The organism is Exiguobacterium acetylicum (genome assembly GCF_019890935.1).
Taxonomy (GTDB): domain Bacteria; phylum Bacillota; class Bacilli; order Exiguobacteriales; family Exiguobacteriaceae; genus Exiguobacterium_A; species Exiguobacterium_A abrahamii.
Map to the genome: position 1 here is coordinate 2,798,629 of NZ_CP082333.1, position 16,686 is coordinate 2,815,314.

A 16,686-nucleotide genomic window follows, 5' to 3' on the forward strand; every position below is an offset into this window, starting at 1 on the left:
GACAGATGTAAATTTAAAAAACAGGTAAATAGATTTACCAAAATGCAATCGATTGCGCTATTTTGTCACAAAAAAACTCTCCCTACCGAAGTAGGAAGAGGGTTTAGCGTTTCTTATAGTCCGAGAAGAACTGCTTTCTCGTAACCACCAGTCAATACAGAGTTGTCATACGACTGAAGCTCTTTGTTGACCGTGATGACGTTCGACAATGTTTTGAGTGTGCCTTCTGGGACTTTGATCTTAACGATGTCGAGACCGTTCGTGATATCACCATCCGAATCAGCAAGCGAGATGCTTGTGCCGACTGGAAGATTTTTTCCGTTCAATGTGTACTGTGCAGTGTTCGTTGCATCGTACATACCAGTGTATTGAACACCTTCAGAGAACTTGATACGGATGACATCTTTTTCATCTTTTGCGTTTGCCGTGACCTTAACGATTTCGAATGGCGAAGCCACTGGAACGACTGGCGTTTTCGAAACTTTGAAGTCGTGTGTTGCTGTAGCAACCGTGTTACCGACATCGTCAGAGAGTGACTTGACGACGACTTTCCACTCTTCGCCGTATCCTTCTTTGTCGACGAGGTACTGAAGGTTATCATTCGCAGCGACGCGGAAGTTCATATCTGAGCTATCCGTGTAACCAACGACTGATCCATCGATTGTAACGGTTTTACCGTTTTTATCTTTACCGATGAACTCAACTGTTGTTTTTGGCGGAAGTACTGTACCTTCTGCGTTGATGAGTGGTGTATCCGACTGATCAAGACCACGAAGTTTAACCGGCTCGCTCATCATGACTGTGAAGTCATTCGTCAAGAGATAACGGTCAATCGTCGTGATTTCCGCACTCTTCAGATCTGGAGAGTTGAGCGGTGAACCAGCATAGTTGAGATCAAGCGACAACAAGTCGTTTTTCTCGCCGTTTGCTTCTGCTTTGACAGAATCTTTTGCGAGCGAAAGTTTGAACTTATCGTTGTAGTAGTTCTCTTTCGTGTTGACTGTATCGTAGATTTCCGTCCAGTCCTTATTGAGTTCGAGGAGAACTTCGCCTGACTCTTCGTCGTAGTACGTCACATCAGCATACTGGCTGAAGTCTTCGTACACCTTCGTATTCGAGTTGTAACGCTCGAGTTTCAATTTCTTCGAAGCAAGCAATGCTTTGACTGCATCGAGGTCGAGACCTTTGAGCTGTTTGCTGAACATGATACGGAATTGTTCTGGCGACTCAACAACGACGCCTGCAGTTGGCTTGACTGTATCAGCAGCAACTGTGAAGTCGAGGTTTTGTGTCGTTCCGATGTTCGACTCATCCGAAAGGGCTGCGAAGTCCATCGCGTTCCAGATCTGGAGTGAGTGTTTACCAGGCGTGAAGTAGCCTTTCTTCGGTCCTGGGTAAGCTTCTTCTGCTTTTGCACCCATCATCATCTGCTCATCGTTCAACGTGATGATGACTGTATCACGACGATCGACACCTGTTTTGTTATCAAATCCGAGGTATTCGACTTTGAAGTACTTCTCGCCGTATTGACCATCGATTTTGAACTTCGCATCCGCGATTGCTTCAGAGAATTTCACTTCAAGTTGGTTCAGACCGACTGGTTTGACCGAAGTGACTTCCGGCTGACGTGCATCCGTCAACTTGAAGCTTGCTTTTGACTTCACTTCTGTATCCGTGCTGCTTGTGATTTTCGCAAGCACTTTAACAGTTGCGTTGTCTTGGAGTGGTGTTTCTTTATCAAGGATCAATTCGAATGCCTTTGGATTCGAAGGAATCGATTTGATACCGATGACGCGTTTCGAACCATCGAATTGCTCGATTTGGATGTTGTCGTTTGCGAGGTATTCGCTCTCGTCAACCGTCGGTAATTTCTTATCGAGACCGAACGATTTCAAGAGAAGATCACGTGAGACGGCTTTATCGAGGAAGATTGTCACACGATCAGCTTGGTTCGATTCCGCTGCAAGGACGTTGATCAATTCAACTGGTGCTGGCGTAACCATGACCGTGCTGAATTTGACTTTCGCTTGTCCATCGATTTTACCGATCAAGTCTTTGTACTCACCGTTGACTGTTTCGATGATTTGCGCGTCGATTGTTGCTTCGATGTCTGTGTTGCTGAACTCAGACGTCAAGAGAACCGTCGCTTTACCATCTTGGATCGTGACGCGTTCTTTCGCGAGTGATCCGAATGATGTCGATAATTTCAAGACGATATCGTCTGCTTTCGTATCGACTTCACCTGTTGCTTTGTTTTTCAACTGGAATGTGACTTCCGTGTTGTCTGATCCGTTTGCAAGGATCGAAGACGCTTTTGGTGTCACTTCAAGCATCCAGATGTTTTCGACGCTTTGCGTCATGAAGCTGAGTGAACCGAGGTCTTTCGCAACGCCACCGATCAAGATGCCTTTTGCGTCAACTGAGTAGTCCATGCCGTACTCAAGTCCTTCGACTTCAAGAACTGCTGACTTCTTGTCTGCGCTGAGTGTCGCTGACTTGACTGTCGCACCTGCGATTTTGAAGTTGTCTGCTGAGACAGAGTCAACTGCACGCGAGAATGAGACTTCGACTTTCTCTTTGCCGATTGCTTTTGCTGAAGCGAGAACCGTGTTTGCAATCGTGAAGTCCATCGGAGCTGATTTGACATCGCCGACTTTGACGACGTAGCTGTGTGTTCCTTCTGGAATGCCACCTTGTGATGCCATGAACTTCCCTTTCGAGAGCGTTCCTTTTGCAACGATTGGAGTTGCTGACATGTCTTTGCCTGGGTAGATCAAGAGTTCTGCCATTGCGCCCACTGCTGGGTACATGACGTCTGCTTTGACTGAAAGCATCTGATCATCGACGCTTCCCATGACGTTCGAGATGCTCGCTGCCTTGACTTCGTAGTTGATGTAACCTGTCACGACAGAGTTAGCACCTTTGTACGAGTAAGCCAATTTATATTTGCCTGCTTTTGAAGTCGATGGTGTTTTGAGGTTGAACTTGCTGATTGGACGCTTAACGATGATACCTGATTTGTACTGGATGCTGATCGTGCTTGGCAATTGAACTTTTTCGCCAACAGCGACTGGCTCGAGGACTGGTTCGAGGACATCAACTGGGTAGTTTTGAAGTTCGACCTTGAGGATCGCTTTCTTCGTCGTACCTGCTACCTTACCGTAAAGGACTTGGTATTTGTTGATGTACTTCTTTTCGAATTTGACAGAACCGCTCCATTTGACTGAGCGCATTTCGTACTTGCCGTTTGAAAGTTTGACTTTGACCTTCGTCGGAAGCGTCAATTTCTTGACTGCATATTTCGAACCACCAGCATGTTTCATCAAGATTGGCGAGATGTATTTAACCGAGACCTTCGATGCTGCATCAGCAGCAACCGGTGCTACGACAGACGCCGTGACTGCGAGCGCAGCTGCAGCAGCGTACAATTTGTTCGTTTTCTTCGAATAACCCATGTTTACTATTCCTCCTCTTTTCTAACAAATCAAAAGCGAAAATCCCAATTTTAAATCTACAATATAAGTAAAATATAGAAATATTTTACTTCAAAGCAGTTAAAAAATTCTTTAGTCGTCTTAGGAGGAGTACGTTCTGTTTCACGTGCGACTTTTCGTCTATCATCAAGACGATTCATTCGTGAGCCATTATGTATCCGATTGGGATGAACTAAAGAAACTGCCGAAATCGCTCCAAGAAGCCATTTCTGATTGTAGATTCGTGCGCTCCACCGTTTCGTTTTTGAGAATCGGTAAGAACGCTACAGGTCAAATATACAAAACTAGGAAAGACGCCACAATAGATTTTTTGTAAAAAATAGGTGAATAGTAGTAATTCGAAATATATTTATATAGGCTGTGCATGGAAATTAAATTTCGGATTCACCCCTTTAAAGAAAACGCTTACATTTTATTAAGTTTTTGTCTCATTTTCGTTTTACTAAAATAAAGTTTTGATTTTACGAGATGAAATGATCTGCTTTTTCGATTGCTCGGAGGAACGATTCCCGATGCAAGCGATGGACATCATCGGCCCACATTTCGATCTTCGTTCCGCGTCGCTTTAATTCAATCGGTAATCCGCGACCAATCCAATCGAGCTGTCGTTGCAAGACATGACGTTTTCGTCCATCTTGTCGCTCCGCCTCCGTGAACTGACGTAGGTACTGCAATACATAACCGAATCCGAACTCGATCGGAATCCGCAATTCCGCTCCTTTATCACGGATTCGGATGATCCCGGCTCCATAATGAATCGCCCGAAACAGTTCCTCATTGATACGCTGATACCATGTTCCTTGAGTCAGACAGTGTGGCTCTAGTGCGCCTTTTTTTCCACTCGGTAAGACTGCGAAATAATCAATGACCATGCGTCTACTCCTTTTTATCAAAAATAGGTGAGTCCGCGAGGGGCTCACCTATCATGACAGGTCAAACGGTTCGATTGTTCGAAAATGATTTAGCCGGTCTTCCAATACTTTCGTATTGAACATCTCCCGGTTGTTCCGTGAATGACCAACAGTTACGTCCATCAACGACACGTGGTTGACGCATCTGACGAACGAATTGCTCTGGTTTAATATGACGGAGCTCTTCCCATTCCGTCATAATAACTGCAACATCTGCATCCTTCAATGCTTCTTCTACCGTTTGTTTTTGATCGAGTAACGTCCGGGCAACTGGATCATATCCGGTTACGCTGACACCAAGTTGCTCCAGACGTGTTGCGAGGCGTAGTGCTGGCGCGTCTCGTAAATCATCCGTTCCTGGCTTAAAGGCTAGACCGAGTAGTGCCACGCGCATTCCCATCCGTGGTTGGATTTTTTGTAAGACATAATCCAGCTGGGCTTCATTCGTTTTATCTGCTGCTTCAATGACATGAAGTTGTTGCTCATGCTCACGGGCAAGCGTCGTAAGCGCTGCGATATCTTTCGGGAAACAAGACCCCCCGTACCCGGCTCCAGCTCGTAAAAACGAGGAACCGATCCGTGGATCAAGACCGATTCCTTTTGCGACGTCCGATACGTCAGCCCCAACAGCATCCGCTAATCGCGCAATCTCATTGATAAAACTGATTTTCACTGCCAGAAAACTATTCGCTGCATATTTCGTTAACTCAGCCGTCGTCGGGTCGACTTCAACAAGAGGTGCTGTCGTCGCAAATAATGTTGCAAGTTCTTTTGACAACTCATCATCATTCGTTCCAATGACGACCCGATGAGGATTCCGCATATCAGCGAGAGCCGTACCCTCCCGTAAAAACTCAGGAACCATCGCAAAGCGTAGTCCCGGATACTGTTCAGCAAGTTGCATCGTCGTACCAGGTGGAACTGTTGATTTAATAATGACTGCTGCAGTTGGTGCGATTCGTTCAATATGGGCTACGACGGCTTCTACTGCCGATAAGTCACAGCTCCCGTCCGCCTTTTCCGGTGTTCCGACAGCGACAAGATATGCCTTTGCGACTGGGTACTCCGTCGTGAACGTCATTCGTTGTTGATTCGCGACTAGCGCTTCTTCGATGCCCTCTTCTTTAATCGGCGGGATACCTCGTGTCAGTTGCGCCATTCGTTCTGCATTCAAGTCAACGCACGTTACGTCGTGTCCGTTTTCCGCCAGTCCAATTGCGGTCACAAGACCGACATATCCTGTTCCAATCACTGTCAGTTGCATTTCATCACGTCCTTCGATAGTTTCTCTGTCTCCACTATACGGGAGAGCAGAAGATTTGTGCATCGAAAAAGCTTTCCGAATACGCTATACTGAATTACGGGAATGGGAGGAATGCTCGTGGCTATCATTATCTTTTGCCTCGTCTGTCTCATTGCGTATCGGATCCGCAAGCTTCCCGAAGCACTACGGACGATTTTACTCATCCTCGGTTTGATTAGTGGATGGTTCGCGCTCTTTGAGATGATCAGCTTCATCGAAGCTAACCCGTACCTGGCTGCAATCCCGATTGGACTCGGACTTGCTTACTGGTACTGGTACCGTAAAAAGAAACAAGCAAACGACAAAACCCCTTCCGACTCGTGAAGTGGGTTTTTCTTATGATCGAACGAAAAAAGCGATGTCTCCTTAATTGGGGACATCGCTTTTCGTGTTCAGGACTGGACTTTCCGTTCGATTGCTGCGATTTTCTCTTCGATCTCAAGCAACTTCAGTTCATGCTCGAGTTCAAGACGACGTTTTTTGCGTTTGAGACGATCGAGTTCTTCTGCGAGTGATTCGTTTGATGCTTCCGGCTTCGGTGGGGCTTGCTCCATCGATTGACGGAGTGGATCAAACAAGTTCGATTTCGCGAACTGAGCCGCTTCCGGTCCAAACATGTCTTGGATGAGTGGGAGAATCTTGTTCATCGCGGTTCCTGGAATCTGCGACTTTTCATCGACGAGACGTTTGAGCGCCAATTCATCGACGAGATAGCCTTTTCCGTCCTGTTCGGCATGCAATTCGCCTGTCCGAATCCAGCGACGGACCGTTTCTTCTGAGACACGTAACAATTCACTGATCTGCTTTGTCGTTAACATCGTCATCCCTCTTTCCCTCTAGTAGTATCTTTACTATACACACATGTGTGCGTGTGTGTCAAAAGATACACACACCAAAAAAGAGACCCTCTGATCGAAGGTCTCTAATCATTATGCTCCCCGACGAACGAGTAACCAAAGACCGACGATGGCAAGTCCTGCTCCCGTTGCTGCATATGGGAACGGCTTGTCTTCACCTGCTTGTGGTAATGTGCCCGTTGCTGTTGCTGTCGTCGACTGTTTTGTCGCAGCATCAACTGCTTTGACTGGTGTTTCTGTTGATGTTGGAGTTGGCGTCGGTTTCGCGACCGGTGTTGCTTTTGCGATTTCTGCAAACACGATTGTACCGATGCTACCTTCTTCGATCGTCACACCGGCTTCTGGTGATTTCCGCACGACGTATTTCAACAACTCATCAATCATCTCTTGCTCTTCTGGCGATAAGGCGTCTTCGTCACTCGCCAGTAATTTCATCGCTTTCGTTTGCTTAGCGAATGACTCATATTCTTCAAACATCTCTTCTTCCATGTCTTCTAGCAAGGCATCCATGTCAAGATGGTGCATCGCTTTGACCGTATAGCCTTTTGCGACTTCTGTCTTGATCGTGTACGTCCCTGGCTCGAGTTGGATTTCCATCGAATCATCTTTCGCGACTTTTTCCTGATAGATATCTTTTCCTGTGATCGCATCCGTCACCGTATACGTCGCAGGAACCGTTGATTCGTCAAAATCTGGCTTTTGGTTTCCGTTCGCATCAAAGAAGTTAACGACGGCTAACCAATGCTCGAACGCACCGTCGAGCTCTTCGTCGCCGTAAATCCCGGCGTCGATCACTTCCGTCTGACCTGCGACGAGACGGACTTTCTTCATCCCAAAGTCTTCATCGACATCGGAGTCGATCGTCCGGTCATCACCAACGTTTTGCTCGGAATAGAAGTAGTACCCCATGTCATATCCGTCGACTTCGACTTCATATGTTCCTGGTTTTAAATCTTTGAAGCTATATAGACCATTCTTCGTGTAGGCTTCGTCGATGACATCTTCATTCCGGTCCATCAAATAAACGACGACATCATCGAGACGTGTTTCTTTCTCTTGGCGAATGCCATCTTCGTTCTCATCGAACCAGATCGTTCCTTCGATCGTTGCCGTCGTTGGTGCCTCGACTGGTGTCGGTGTCGCATCATCACCCGTCTCTGGCTCGTCTGTCGTCGGCTCTTCCTTGACCGGTTCTTCCGTCACAGGCTCTTCCGGTGTCGGTTCGTCTGTCGTCGGTTCATCCGTTGCCGGATCTTCTTTAACCGGTGTCTCTGGAGTTGGTTCTTCTGTCGTCGGCTCTTCTGGTGTGACAACTTTACCGAACTGGACGAGAATCGTCCGTTGTCCATCTGCTGAGACGACCTTGACGACAGGTGCCGTCTCTGCCGTGAACGTCACAACCGGTGTTTCTTCGATATTGACGTCTTCACCTGTCACGCCATCTTCAAAGACGAGTGCCGTCTCCGACGTGATATCAACGATTCCTGTGCCTTCAAACGTCAACGTATACGGACCCGTGCCCGTTCCTGTGACGTCCCACTCGACCGTTTCCGCGTAGACCGGTAACTTCAGGCCGAACGCGACGACGAGTGCCATCAAAAGTAAGCTAAGTTTTTTCATGAGTGTATGTATGCTCCTATCGTGATTTAATATTACCTCCCTAAATAGTAAACAAATCCGCCAAAAATAACCAGAATAATTCTTGAATTCCTGCTATTTTTTTATAATAAAAAAGCCTTGTCGAAAGACAAGGTCTTAGACGAGCTGACTGCACGCTTCCGCGCATGCCGTACACGCTTTCGCGCACTCTTGGCAATGATCGTGATCGTGTTTAATACACTCATCGGCGCATGCTTCACAAATTTCCTGGCATGCTTTTGCAAGGACTGCGACATTCGAGCTGTTTCGAGCGATTGCTTGTAGCAAGAGGCTACAAATATCAGCACAATCCCGGTCAAGTCGAATACAATCCGCCATATGCCCGACATGTTCTTCCTTCAGACAGGCATCAAAACAATGATTACAAGCAAGAATACAATCTGTCAGTTGTTGCTGTACAGTGTGATCCATATTGATTCCTCCTTTATATATATTTTCTGTTCCCTCACGAGCCGAAATCAAACAAAAATAAGACAGCACATGGAGCTAGAAGCTCGCTATGCTGTCTTATTTGACGATCTCAAGCGGAATTTCGATCCCACGCCCTGCTCCTGCATCAATGATGAGGACCGGAAGACGCTTGTCATCGAAGACTTCTTTTTCGATCGTCGTATTGGACGTATAAGTCCGGATTTCCCCCATCTTCTTCGCTTCGAAGGAGACGAACGGAAACGGAATCGATTGGTTGGCGACTTCGAGCCGGATATCAACCTGTTGGTCATCGAGTCGAATGTCATTCGCTGTCCGGATGACGAGACGCATCCGATCATTTTCCGTCAGGGTGACCTGCGCGGAAATGTTCTCGGTCTGTCCTGCACGCTTAACAGGATCCACGATGACCGTCGGGGAAGCGGTCTTCGCTTGTTCTGCGCGCTGACAACCAGGAACGACGAGTAAGGAAATCGCGAGGGGGAGAAGCCAGCGTTTCATGTTCGCTTCACTTCATAGCAAACGTCAGTTCAGCGACACAGGCGACTTCCCCATCGACTGTGGCTGTGGCACGACCTTTACCGATTGGTCCGCGGACCTTCGTCAATTCGACTTCGAGGCGGAGCTGATCCCCGGGCACGACTTGACGTTTGAAACGGCATCCTTCAATTCCTGCGAAGAAAGCGAGCTTCCCTTGGTTCTCTTCCATCTTCAATACGGCGAAGGCACCAACTTGGGCAAGTGCTTCGACGATCAAGACGCCGGGCATGACATTGTATTCTGGGAAATGGCCATTGAAGAATTCTTCATTCGCCGTGACGTTCTTGATTCCAACGGCACGTTTTCCCTCTTCGACCTCCAAAATGCGGTCAACGAGTAAAAACGGATACCGATGCGGAATGACTTCCTTGATTTGTTCGATCGTATACATATTCGACAGCTCCCATCACTGATTAAAATTAAGATTTCATCCAAAAATCGGTGATGCGGGTCCATGTGTCGAGCTTTAACACATCCATTGCCTCGCCACCACCAAACGTCGCATAACCCACCATTGCGCCGACGATCAGTGCTACGACGATGAGAACGAGAACGATCAGTACACGTACGATGATCGGAACTCGGCGTGTCGAATATGCACGAAGACGTCGCTCTGATTTGTGCTCCGGATTGCCGGTTTCCTGGTTTGAAGCCTGTTGCTTCTTCTTCAGGCGTTCACGCGTTGGCTGATCCGTGCCTGTTTGGTTTTGTACCATCTTGATCACCTTTCATTGATTCAGTCTGAGAACAGTATAGCATATTAGTACCTGGTATTAAATAGTTCCAAATTCGCTACAAAACGTGTTCCGCAACTAGTGTAACACGACCAGACAGGCAATTCCTCTAAAAAATTTTAGTTTGTGTATATAAGGAAGGCGAAAAACAGTTTCCCACGTTCTGCGGTTTTTTTACACTTTTTTAAATCCAAATGAAACTGTCCGGCGTAAGCTTTCCAGAACGACGCAACAACGGTCCTTGGATGGCACGAAACATCACTCCAATAACTCTTTAAAAAATTTAAAACTTTATGCAATCCAAATTACCCGACGTTGCGTAAGCTATTCAGAACAGGCAAGAAACACCTACCAAATAAACCAAAAACTGAGAGGAATGATTTAAGATGAAACACACGAAAAAATTCGCAGCATCAGCAATGGCAGCAGCACTCGTACTACCAGGAACGGCAGCATTCGCTTCCGGTGGCGGAGAAGACATGAAACAAGATGCACCGAAAAACGTCACGGTCAAAACGAAAGCCGCTGACCTTCGTGCAACACTCGATCAATTACTCTCTGAGCACTTCGTCCTCGCAGTCATGGACATGAAGAAACAATATGACGGCTCAAAAGACGCACAGTACTACGAAGCAGCACTCAAACAAAACGCACTCGACATGACTCCAGCAATCGCTTCAGTCTACGGTGACGAAGGCGCGAAACAGTTCGAGAAAATCTTCGTTGATCACAACAAATATACGACAGACCTCGTCAAAGCTGTAAAAGCAGACGACCAAGACGGTATCAACGCTTCGAAGAAAGAAACAGAAGAGTTCGTTCAAGATCTCTCAAGCTTCCTCGATACAGCTACGGAAGGTAAACTCCCGAAAGCAGCAGCTGAAGAAGTCCTCCGTGCTCACGAAGCAGACGTCTACAAAACATTCCAGCAATATGCAGCTGGTGACTACGAAGGATCGTACAACACGTTCCGCGAAGGTTACAGCCGCATGTACGATATCTCAAAAGCACTCTCTGTTGCAATCACAACACAGATGCCTGAGAAATTCGACAATACAAAAGCTGACTCAAAAGCAGCAGATCTTCGTTCAACACTCAACAGCCTTGCCGCTGAACACGTTGCTCTTGCAAACCTCAGCATGACAGCTGGCGTCGACCAAGCGAAAGACTACGATGCAGCAAACTGGGCTGAAGACATGCACACAGCTGACTTCAAAGCAGCCATCAAATCGATCTACGGTCAAGCCGGTGCAGATCAGTTCGAGCAAGTTTGGACGAAAAACCACATCGAAGCACAAGCGAACCTCGTCACAGCAGCAGTCAATGACGATAAGAAATTGATGGGTGACGCACAAGACATGCTCAAAATGTTCTCAAACGACTTTGGTGCATTCCTTGGTGCAGCGACAGAAGAAAACCTTCCAACAAAAGCAGCACAAGAAGCCGTATCAGGTCACGAGACTTACGTCCAAGATACGTTCATGCAGTATGTTGAAGGCGACTACAAAGGTTCTGTCGACACATTCCGTGAGTCTTACGCTTACATGTACGGCGTAGGAGCTAACCTCGGTGATGCAATCGTTAAACAATCACCAGAGAAGTTCATGGATGGTACTCCAGGATCAATGCCTAACACAGGTAACGGTGGAATGAGCGACAACAACTCAGCTGCAACAACTGGTGCGATCGCAGTATTCGGTCTTGCACTCGGAGCAGTCGGTCTTGTCCTCGCACGTAAACGTCAAAACGCCTAAGAAATTGGGTATAATCAATAACAGGATAGCGACATGCTATCCTGTTATTTTTGTACATAGAGGGAATCCCTTCTCTCGGAAAGGAGATACGCGTTTATGAAACGTTGGTTATTACCGGCGAGCATCATCTTAATGGTCGCATCGGTCGGAACGTTATTGTTCCTCTTGTTCGGTCAAACAAAACCGGATACATCAAACATCACGCAAGGTGACCCCAAAACAGAATCCGCGGCCTCTTCCGAGACGAAGGAAGAAGATCCGCTCAAGCCGTCTGAAATCTTCAAGAAGGAGTTCAAGGACCTCTCGGCAACGGAGGTCGAGCTTCCGAAACAACTCTTCATCCCGAAGCACGATATCAAGACGAAAGTCGAACAGGTCGGGCTCGATAAGGATGGTGCAATGGCGACACCTAAAAATGAACAACAAGCTGGCTGGTACAAGTTTGGTCCGCGTCCGGGTGACGTCGGCAATGCCGTCATCGACGGTCACACCGATACGAAGACCGGGCCAGCAATCTTCTATAAGTTGCATGAGCTGAAGAAAGGTGACCCGGTCGAAATCACCGATGCGTCCGGACGGAAGCTCGTCTTCCGCGTCAAAGAGCTCGTCCAGTACGATCACTTAAAAGCACCACTCAAGAAAATCTTTGGTCCAGCCGATACTCGGAACCTGAACTTGATCACCTGTATCGGAACGTATGATCAGAACCAAGGCACGTACGACGATCGTCTCGTCGTCTTCACGGAGCTTGACGAAAAAGCATCGGATCCAGTCAAGACACCACCAAAACCGGCGACGAACATTCGCGTCAGTGGTGGATTCATCAACTGGTATGCGTCAACCGATGAAGACGTCGTCAAGTACAACGTCTATCAAGAGAAGGATGGAAAACGCAAAAAACTCGGTACGACAGAATCGATCGAGCGTAAAGCGTTCCCACTCCCTGAAGATGCAACAGGTCGTTTCGTCGTCACAGCGGTCAGTAAAGCCGGCATCGAATCAGAAGACGCGTTCAGCGCCGTCCAGAAATGACAAAACGGGATGTCTCCAAGCCGGAGACATCCCGTTCTTTATTTATTTGCTGCCGGTAGCGCAATCCGAAGTTGTTTCTTACCGGACATCGTCTCATAGAACAAACTAAGTCGCCCTTCCGTCACGCGGAGCTGCTCCGACGGAATGAAGACGATCCCGATTCGGCTCTCATTCGGTTTATATTTACCGTTCAAGGCATTAAATTGATCCGCAATCGTCACAATCTCATCCTCTGTCTCATACTCCCCGATCTTTGGTAGGATCTCGATCGTATCCGCCGACTGATTCGTCACTTTGACCGTGATCGCAAGCAACCGCCCCGACTCTCCCATCACTTGGAGGAGCTTTTGTTTTTCGACCTTCATCTGAACGAGCGGCGTTTGTCGCGTTTTTTCCGTCGTATCGACGTCCAGCGTCTTCAGCTTCAATCCTGCCATCTCATAGACGACACCCAGTCGATCTTCGCGATCGAACTGCTTCAGCTGTGCTTCATCGAGTCGGATCGATGTCCGTGGTTTTGTCTCTTTTACCGGCTCCTCTGCCTGAAACCAACCGAAGAGCGGGACCATGAATTTTGTTACGATGATGAGGACGAGCAAGCCCGACATCACATAAAACAATACTGTCTTCACACGTCGCCTCTTTTCTAAGCCTCGATCCGTTCCTTCATCCATCCCCGATCGAGCCCATGTACACCGGGACGCCCATGTGTCGCAAGGTACTGGCAATACTGGACTGCGAGATACTCTGCCTGAAACTCGACGTAGCGCGTACCAGGCAAGCTGTTGACCTCATAGAGATAGATTTTCCCATCCGCCCCGATCCCGACATCGATCCCGAGCGCATCGAGCGGGTAGGCATAAAACGATTCGAAATAAACGGGGAACCGTCGCGCAAAGTCGACGATCCGTCGCGAAATCGCTTCATGTTGATCCGGATAGTTCTGCTTCATGAAGATGTCCATCCGCGTCGTCGAGAATGCCCCGTGACTGAGATGGCTGACCGATTCTTGGTGATTGTTGCTGACGAACGGAAAATATTTGACGAGTTTCCATCGACCGTTCGCTCCCTTCGCGACATGGATCCGCATGCAATACGAATGGCCATGAATCGTTTGCGAGGCAATGAACGGCTGGACGATCATCGGATTCCGTTTCGTCTCTTCTTCGATGCGGCTAATCAATTCCCCTGTCGAACAGACGGTCGACTCGAGTAGATGGCTGAACCGGTACTGGTCTCCCTCCGGTTCGATCGTATAAATCCGTTGCCCTTGTTTTCCGTTCGCCGGCTTGAAGACGATTTTTCCGTACTTTTCAATCAGTGGAAAAATCGCCTTTCCTTTCTTTACCCAGTGCATCGGAATCAAGACATCCTGAAACGATCCTTCTTGCGCGAGTTGACGTAAGACGACGTTTTTATTGCCAATCCGGTGCGTCGTAAAGGGAATCTCGGCTGCGAGACGATTAAACAATTCCTTGTCTGCATCACTGAGCGGCAAATGATTGTAGATGACGTCCGGAAATTCATACATACCTGGGTGCCAGGCATCTTCGTCAAAGAAGAGTCCGCGGATCGTCCGATTTTCGAAGTCGACATCGCGCGGTCGGAAAAAGAAAATGTCAACGCCCATCGAGGCACCGATGACGCAGGCAATCTTATCGCGAAACTGAGGTTTCTTATTCAGGCGCAAAATTCCGATTCGTGTCATGACGCATCCTCCTCGACGGGTTCAAAGTAGATCAAATACCGTTCCGTACTATCTGTGACGTTATAAAACGGATAACAGGTCGAGACGACGAGCGACTCCTGCTTCGTTGACTCAAGAACCCGCGTGTCTTTGTAATCGACAATCTCGCTCGATTGCATGACGTAGCGATAGGATCCGTTCGCGAGATAGAGGACGACCTCATCGCCCTTCTTCAACTTACTGATTTTCGAGAATGTCGTATCGTTATGCCCAGCGAGGAAAATCCGGTCGCCTTGCCCTGGAAAGGCTGTCTCCGGATGATGCCCGACGCCTTTTGCGAGTGTCGCGTCATCTACGCCTTCAAGCACCGGCAACTCCATTTCAAGTGACGGCACTTTTAAATAACCGACCGTCTCACCGGTTTGGAAGAGGACGTCCTCCGTCTTCTCCTTCGCTTGTTTGCTCGTTGCTGCTGATTTTGATGTCGTCGAAGACGTTCCTTCCGCCTGCACGACATCTTTTGCTTTTGCGAGTTCCGTCGTCAAGGTTTGCTGGACCGTCAGTTTTTGATACCCGACATATCCAAGTAAGGCAAGTCCGATGACAAGTAACAGCGTTGATACGCGTCGCATCATAACGGCACCTCCTTCAGCATTCGTGTCCATGCCCGGCAATACCCAGATAAATTATGCTCGACGTCATCGATCCGAACCCGCATCGAGTGGTGCCGGATATAAAAACTTCCGAGAATCCGACCGGGTTTCTTCATATACATTGCGACTTCTGGATAGAAGAAGCCGTTTCGCTGATAAATCATCCGTCGTTCAATCGTCTGGTCGAGCCAGTCGAGCGGAAAATCAGCTAACACGTCGGCTCGTCCGAGCGCTTCGATCCGGTCAATCATCTCGCGTGCCGCAAGCATCAGTTCAAGGAACGTCGGGTACGTCGTCTCCCGGTGATGAATGAAGTCGAGTTTCGGGGAGACGTTCTTTAGACCGAACTGGAAATACCGCGCTTCCGGCAACCATTTCGTTAGTTCGTTCGCACTGTAGCTCAACCAGTGATCGTGGAACTTCCAGTACGATTTAGCGATGAAATGCTCGAATGACCGGGCGACGCTGTCGAGCCAACGTGGATTGGAATCAAGTGCATACAACCGCATCAAGGCGTACGTCGCTTCTCCTTCGTAGTAGATGATCCGGAAGGCATCCTTCAACGCAAACGACGGGTACTCGAGTACATGCAGGTATTGACCTGATGGTTGTTGCAGTGAAAGAATGCCGGCTGCGAGTCGTTGACTGAGTCGTAGATCCTCCGTCATCTGAAACGTCTGCATGTATTCCGTCAATGCTAAGATCGCTGCAGCATTCGCGCCGAGCTTGATTTCGTTCGATTCACGATCAAGCACGAAGGAACGCTCCCCTTCATGTACGATCAATTCCTCGATCAAATAGCGTTTTGCTCGATCGATTGCTTGGCGTAATCGTTCGCTTGGTGTCAGTCGATAGGCTTCAATCATTGAATAGAGTGTGCTTGCATGACGTAAGCTGTTGTAGAACTTGATCGGTTTATCAAAGCATGGGAAGTAACCATATTGGAAGCGACCATTCGTCCGGACTTGGCGAGCAAGATACTCACTCGACTGGGCGACGATCGTCTTGATTTCAGAAGGAAGTGGGCTTGTCGTCTCACGGATTTTTTCGACATCACGTATGACTTCAAGTACATATGGTGTTTCGTCTGCGAAGACACCGAGTGTATCAAAGAGGAGGCATGGACTTGTCGGATGAAAGTCCATCCGCTCCGTCCGCCCTTGTTGGTGCGCATAATTGCTCAAGTTCGTTAGATTGATGTGTAGTTCTTGATGCGTCGGATCTTGTGTCAAAACGGCATTACCATTCAATTCTTCTTCTAGATAGGCACAATGCATCTTCCGATCGAATGCGATTCCGTGTCGGAAGTAATTTTTCCGAGTGTCTTTCACACGCTCGTTTAAGGCCTCAAATGAAAGTGCCTCAAAGTTTCGAGCGATATCGAGTTTTAACCACTCCATCTCCGGTTGTTTACGGAGCCAATTACGTGCTTGATCTTTTACGGATTGTAGTCCTTTGCCTTGAAATCGAACGACACGAGCCCGCTCTGATGCTTGTCCGAGTGAGACGAATAACATTATCTGACGATTCCAGTAATAGATATCATCGGTCTTCATGTGTTGTTCCAGTACATCGATGGCAGTGGTGAATCGGTTGAGCAGATCCATATTCAGCTTCACTCCTATTCTAAAAG

16 protein-coding genes are annotated in these 16,686 nt (G+C 47.9%); 3 read left to right on the top strand and 13 right to left on the bottom strand.

Translation table 11 applies throughout. The features are described 5' to 3' along the window. Positions 1 to 113: 113 nt before the first annotated feature. The 3 genes from K7G97_RS14430 to K7G97_RS14440 all read right to left on the bottom strand — a co-directional run bounded on the left by K7G97_RS14430 (position 114) and on the right by K7G97_RS14440 (position 5,669). Positions 114 to 3,455, bottom strand: a complete 3,342-nt coding sequence (locus K7G97_RS14430; protein WP_223040903.1) for an alpha-amylase family protein — start codon at positions 3,453 to 3,455, stop codon at positions 114 to 116. Positions 3,456 to 3,955: 500 nt separating this feature from the next. Next, positions 3,956 to 4,366, bottom strand: coding sequence for a hypothetical protein (locus tag K7G97_RS14435; RefSeq protein WP_223040904.1), 411 nt, complete (start codon positions 4,364 to 4,366; stop codon positions 3,956 to 3,958). Between the two features lie 61 nt (positions 4,367 to 4,427). Continuing rightward, complete coding sequence (locus K7G97_RS14440) at positions 4,428 to 5,669, bottom strand: UDP-glucose dehydrogenase family protein (RefSeq protein WP_223040905.1); 1,242 nt, start codon at positions 5,667 to 5,669, stop codon at positions 4,428 to 4,430. A gap of 111 nt (positions 5,670 to 5,780) precedes the next feature. Here K7G97_RS14440 and K7G97_RS14445 point away from each other — a divergent pair, with 111 nt between their 5' ends. Beyond that, the gene (locus K7G97_RS14445; RefSeq protein WP_230088487.1) at positions 5,781 to 6,032 is read left to right on the top strand and encodes a hypothetical protein; all 252 of its coding nucleotides are present in this window, start codon (positions 5,781 to 5,783) and stop codon (positions 6,030 to 6,032) included. A 68-nt stretch (positions 6,033 to 6,100) separates the two neighbouring features. On the opposite strand, the gene K7G97_RS14450 is transcribed toward K7G97_RS14445, so the two are convergent. The 6 genes from K7G97_RS14450 to K7G97_RS14475 all read right to left on the bottom strand — a co-directional run bounded on the left by K7G97_RS14450 (position 6,101) and on the right by K7G97_RS14475 (position 9,909). Then, entirely contained in the window at positions 6,101 to 6,526 is a 426-nt protein-coding gene (locus K7G97_RS14450; protein ID WP_029342712.1) for a helix-turn-helix domain-containing protein, read from the bottom strand. A 111-nt stretch (positions 6,527 to 6,637) separates the two neighbouring features. Further along, entirely contained in the window at positions 6,638 to 8,185 is a 1,548-nt protein-coding gene (locus tag K7G97_RS14455) for an SdrD B-like domain-containing protein (RefSeq protein WP_223040906.1), read from the bottom strand. 135 nt (positions 8,186 to 8,320) lie between these two features. Then, a complete protein-coding gene (locus tag K7G97_RS14460; RefSeq protein WP_223040907.1) occupies positions 8,321 to 8,635 on the bottom strand; it encodes a four-helix bundle copper-binding protein in 315 nt (104 codons plus the stop codon). Between the two features lie 96 nt (positions 8,636 to 8,731). Then, a complete protein-coding gene (locus K7G97_RS14465) occupies positions 8,732 to 9,154 on the bottom strand; it encodes a hypothetical protein (RefSeq protein WP_223040908.1) in 423 nt (140 codons plus the stop codon). 7 nt (positions 9,155 to 9,161) lie between these two features. Continuing rightward, positions 9,162 to 9,584 carry a 3-hydroxyacyl-ACP dehydratase FabZ gene (gene fabZ / locus K7G97_RS14470; RefSeq protein ID WP_029342716.1) on the bottom strand — a complete coding sequence of 141 codons (423 nt, stop codon included), beginning with the start codon at positions 9,582 to 9,584 and terminating at the stop codon, positions 9,162 to 9,164. A gap of 28 nt (positions 9,585 to 9,612) precedes the next feature. Continuing rightward, positions 9,613 to 9,909: a DNA-directed RNA polymerase subunit beta gene (locus K7G97_RS14475; protein WP_029342717.1), complete on the bottom strand. Its 297-nt coding sequence runs from the start codon at positions 9,907 to 9,909 to the stop codon at positions 9,613 to 9,615. 404 nt (positions 9,910 to 10,313) lie between these two features. On the opposite strand from K7G97_RS14475, the gene K7G97_RS14480 reads away from it, so the two are divergent. Then, positions 10,314 to 11,681, top strand: coding sequence for a hypothetical protein (locus K7G97_RS14480; protein WP_064299258.1), 1,368 nt, complete (start codon positions 10,314 to 10,316; stop codon positions 11,679 to 11,681). Positions 11,682 to 11,777: 96 nt separating this feature from the next. Beyond that, a complete protein-coding gene (locus K7G97_RS14485; protein WP_223040909.1) occupies positions 11,778 to 12,713 on the top strand; it encodes a class F sortase in 936 nt (311 codons plus the stop codon). Positions 12,714 to 12,751: 38 nt separating this feature from the next. On the opposite strand, the gene K7G97_RS14490 is transcribed toward K7G97_RS14485, so the two are convergent. Genes K7G97_RS14490 through K7G97_RS14505 form a run of 4 tightly spaced genes read right to left on the bottom strand, consistent with a single transcriptional unit; the run spans position 12,752 to position 16,660 of the window. Beyond that, entirely contained in the window at positions 12,752 to 13,345 is a 594-nt protein-coding gene (locus K7G97_RS14490; protein ID WP_223040910.1) for a hypothetical protein, read from the bottom strand. Positions 13,346 to 13,359: 14 nt separating this feature from the next. Further along, a complete protein-coding gene (locus K7G97_RS14495) occupies positions 13,360 to 14,421 on the bottom strand; it encodes a YheC/YheD family protein (RefSeq protein WP_223040911.1) in 1,062 nt (353 codons plus the stop codon). Continuing rightward, complete coding sequence (locus tag K7G97_RS14500) at positions 14,418 to 15,035, bottom strand: class D sortase (protein ID WP_223040912.1); 618 nt, start codon at positions 15,033 to 15,035, stop codon at positions 14,418 to 14,420. The genes K7G97_RS14495 and K7G97_RS14500 overlap by 4 nt, the downstream gene beginning before the upstream one ends. Next, positions 15,032 to 16,660 carry a hypothetical protein gene (locus tag K7G97_RS14505; RefSeq protein WP_223040913.1) on the bottom strand — a complete coding sequence of 543 codons (1,629 nt, stop codon included), beginning with the start codon at positions 16,658 to 16,660 and terminating at the stop codon, positions 15,032 to 15,034. The genes K7G97_RS14500 and K7G97_RS14505 overlap by 4 nt, the downstream gene beginning before the upstream one ends. Between the last annotated feature and the right edge of the window lie 26 nt (positions 16,661 to 16,686).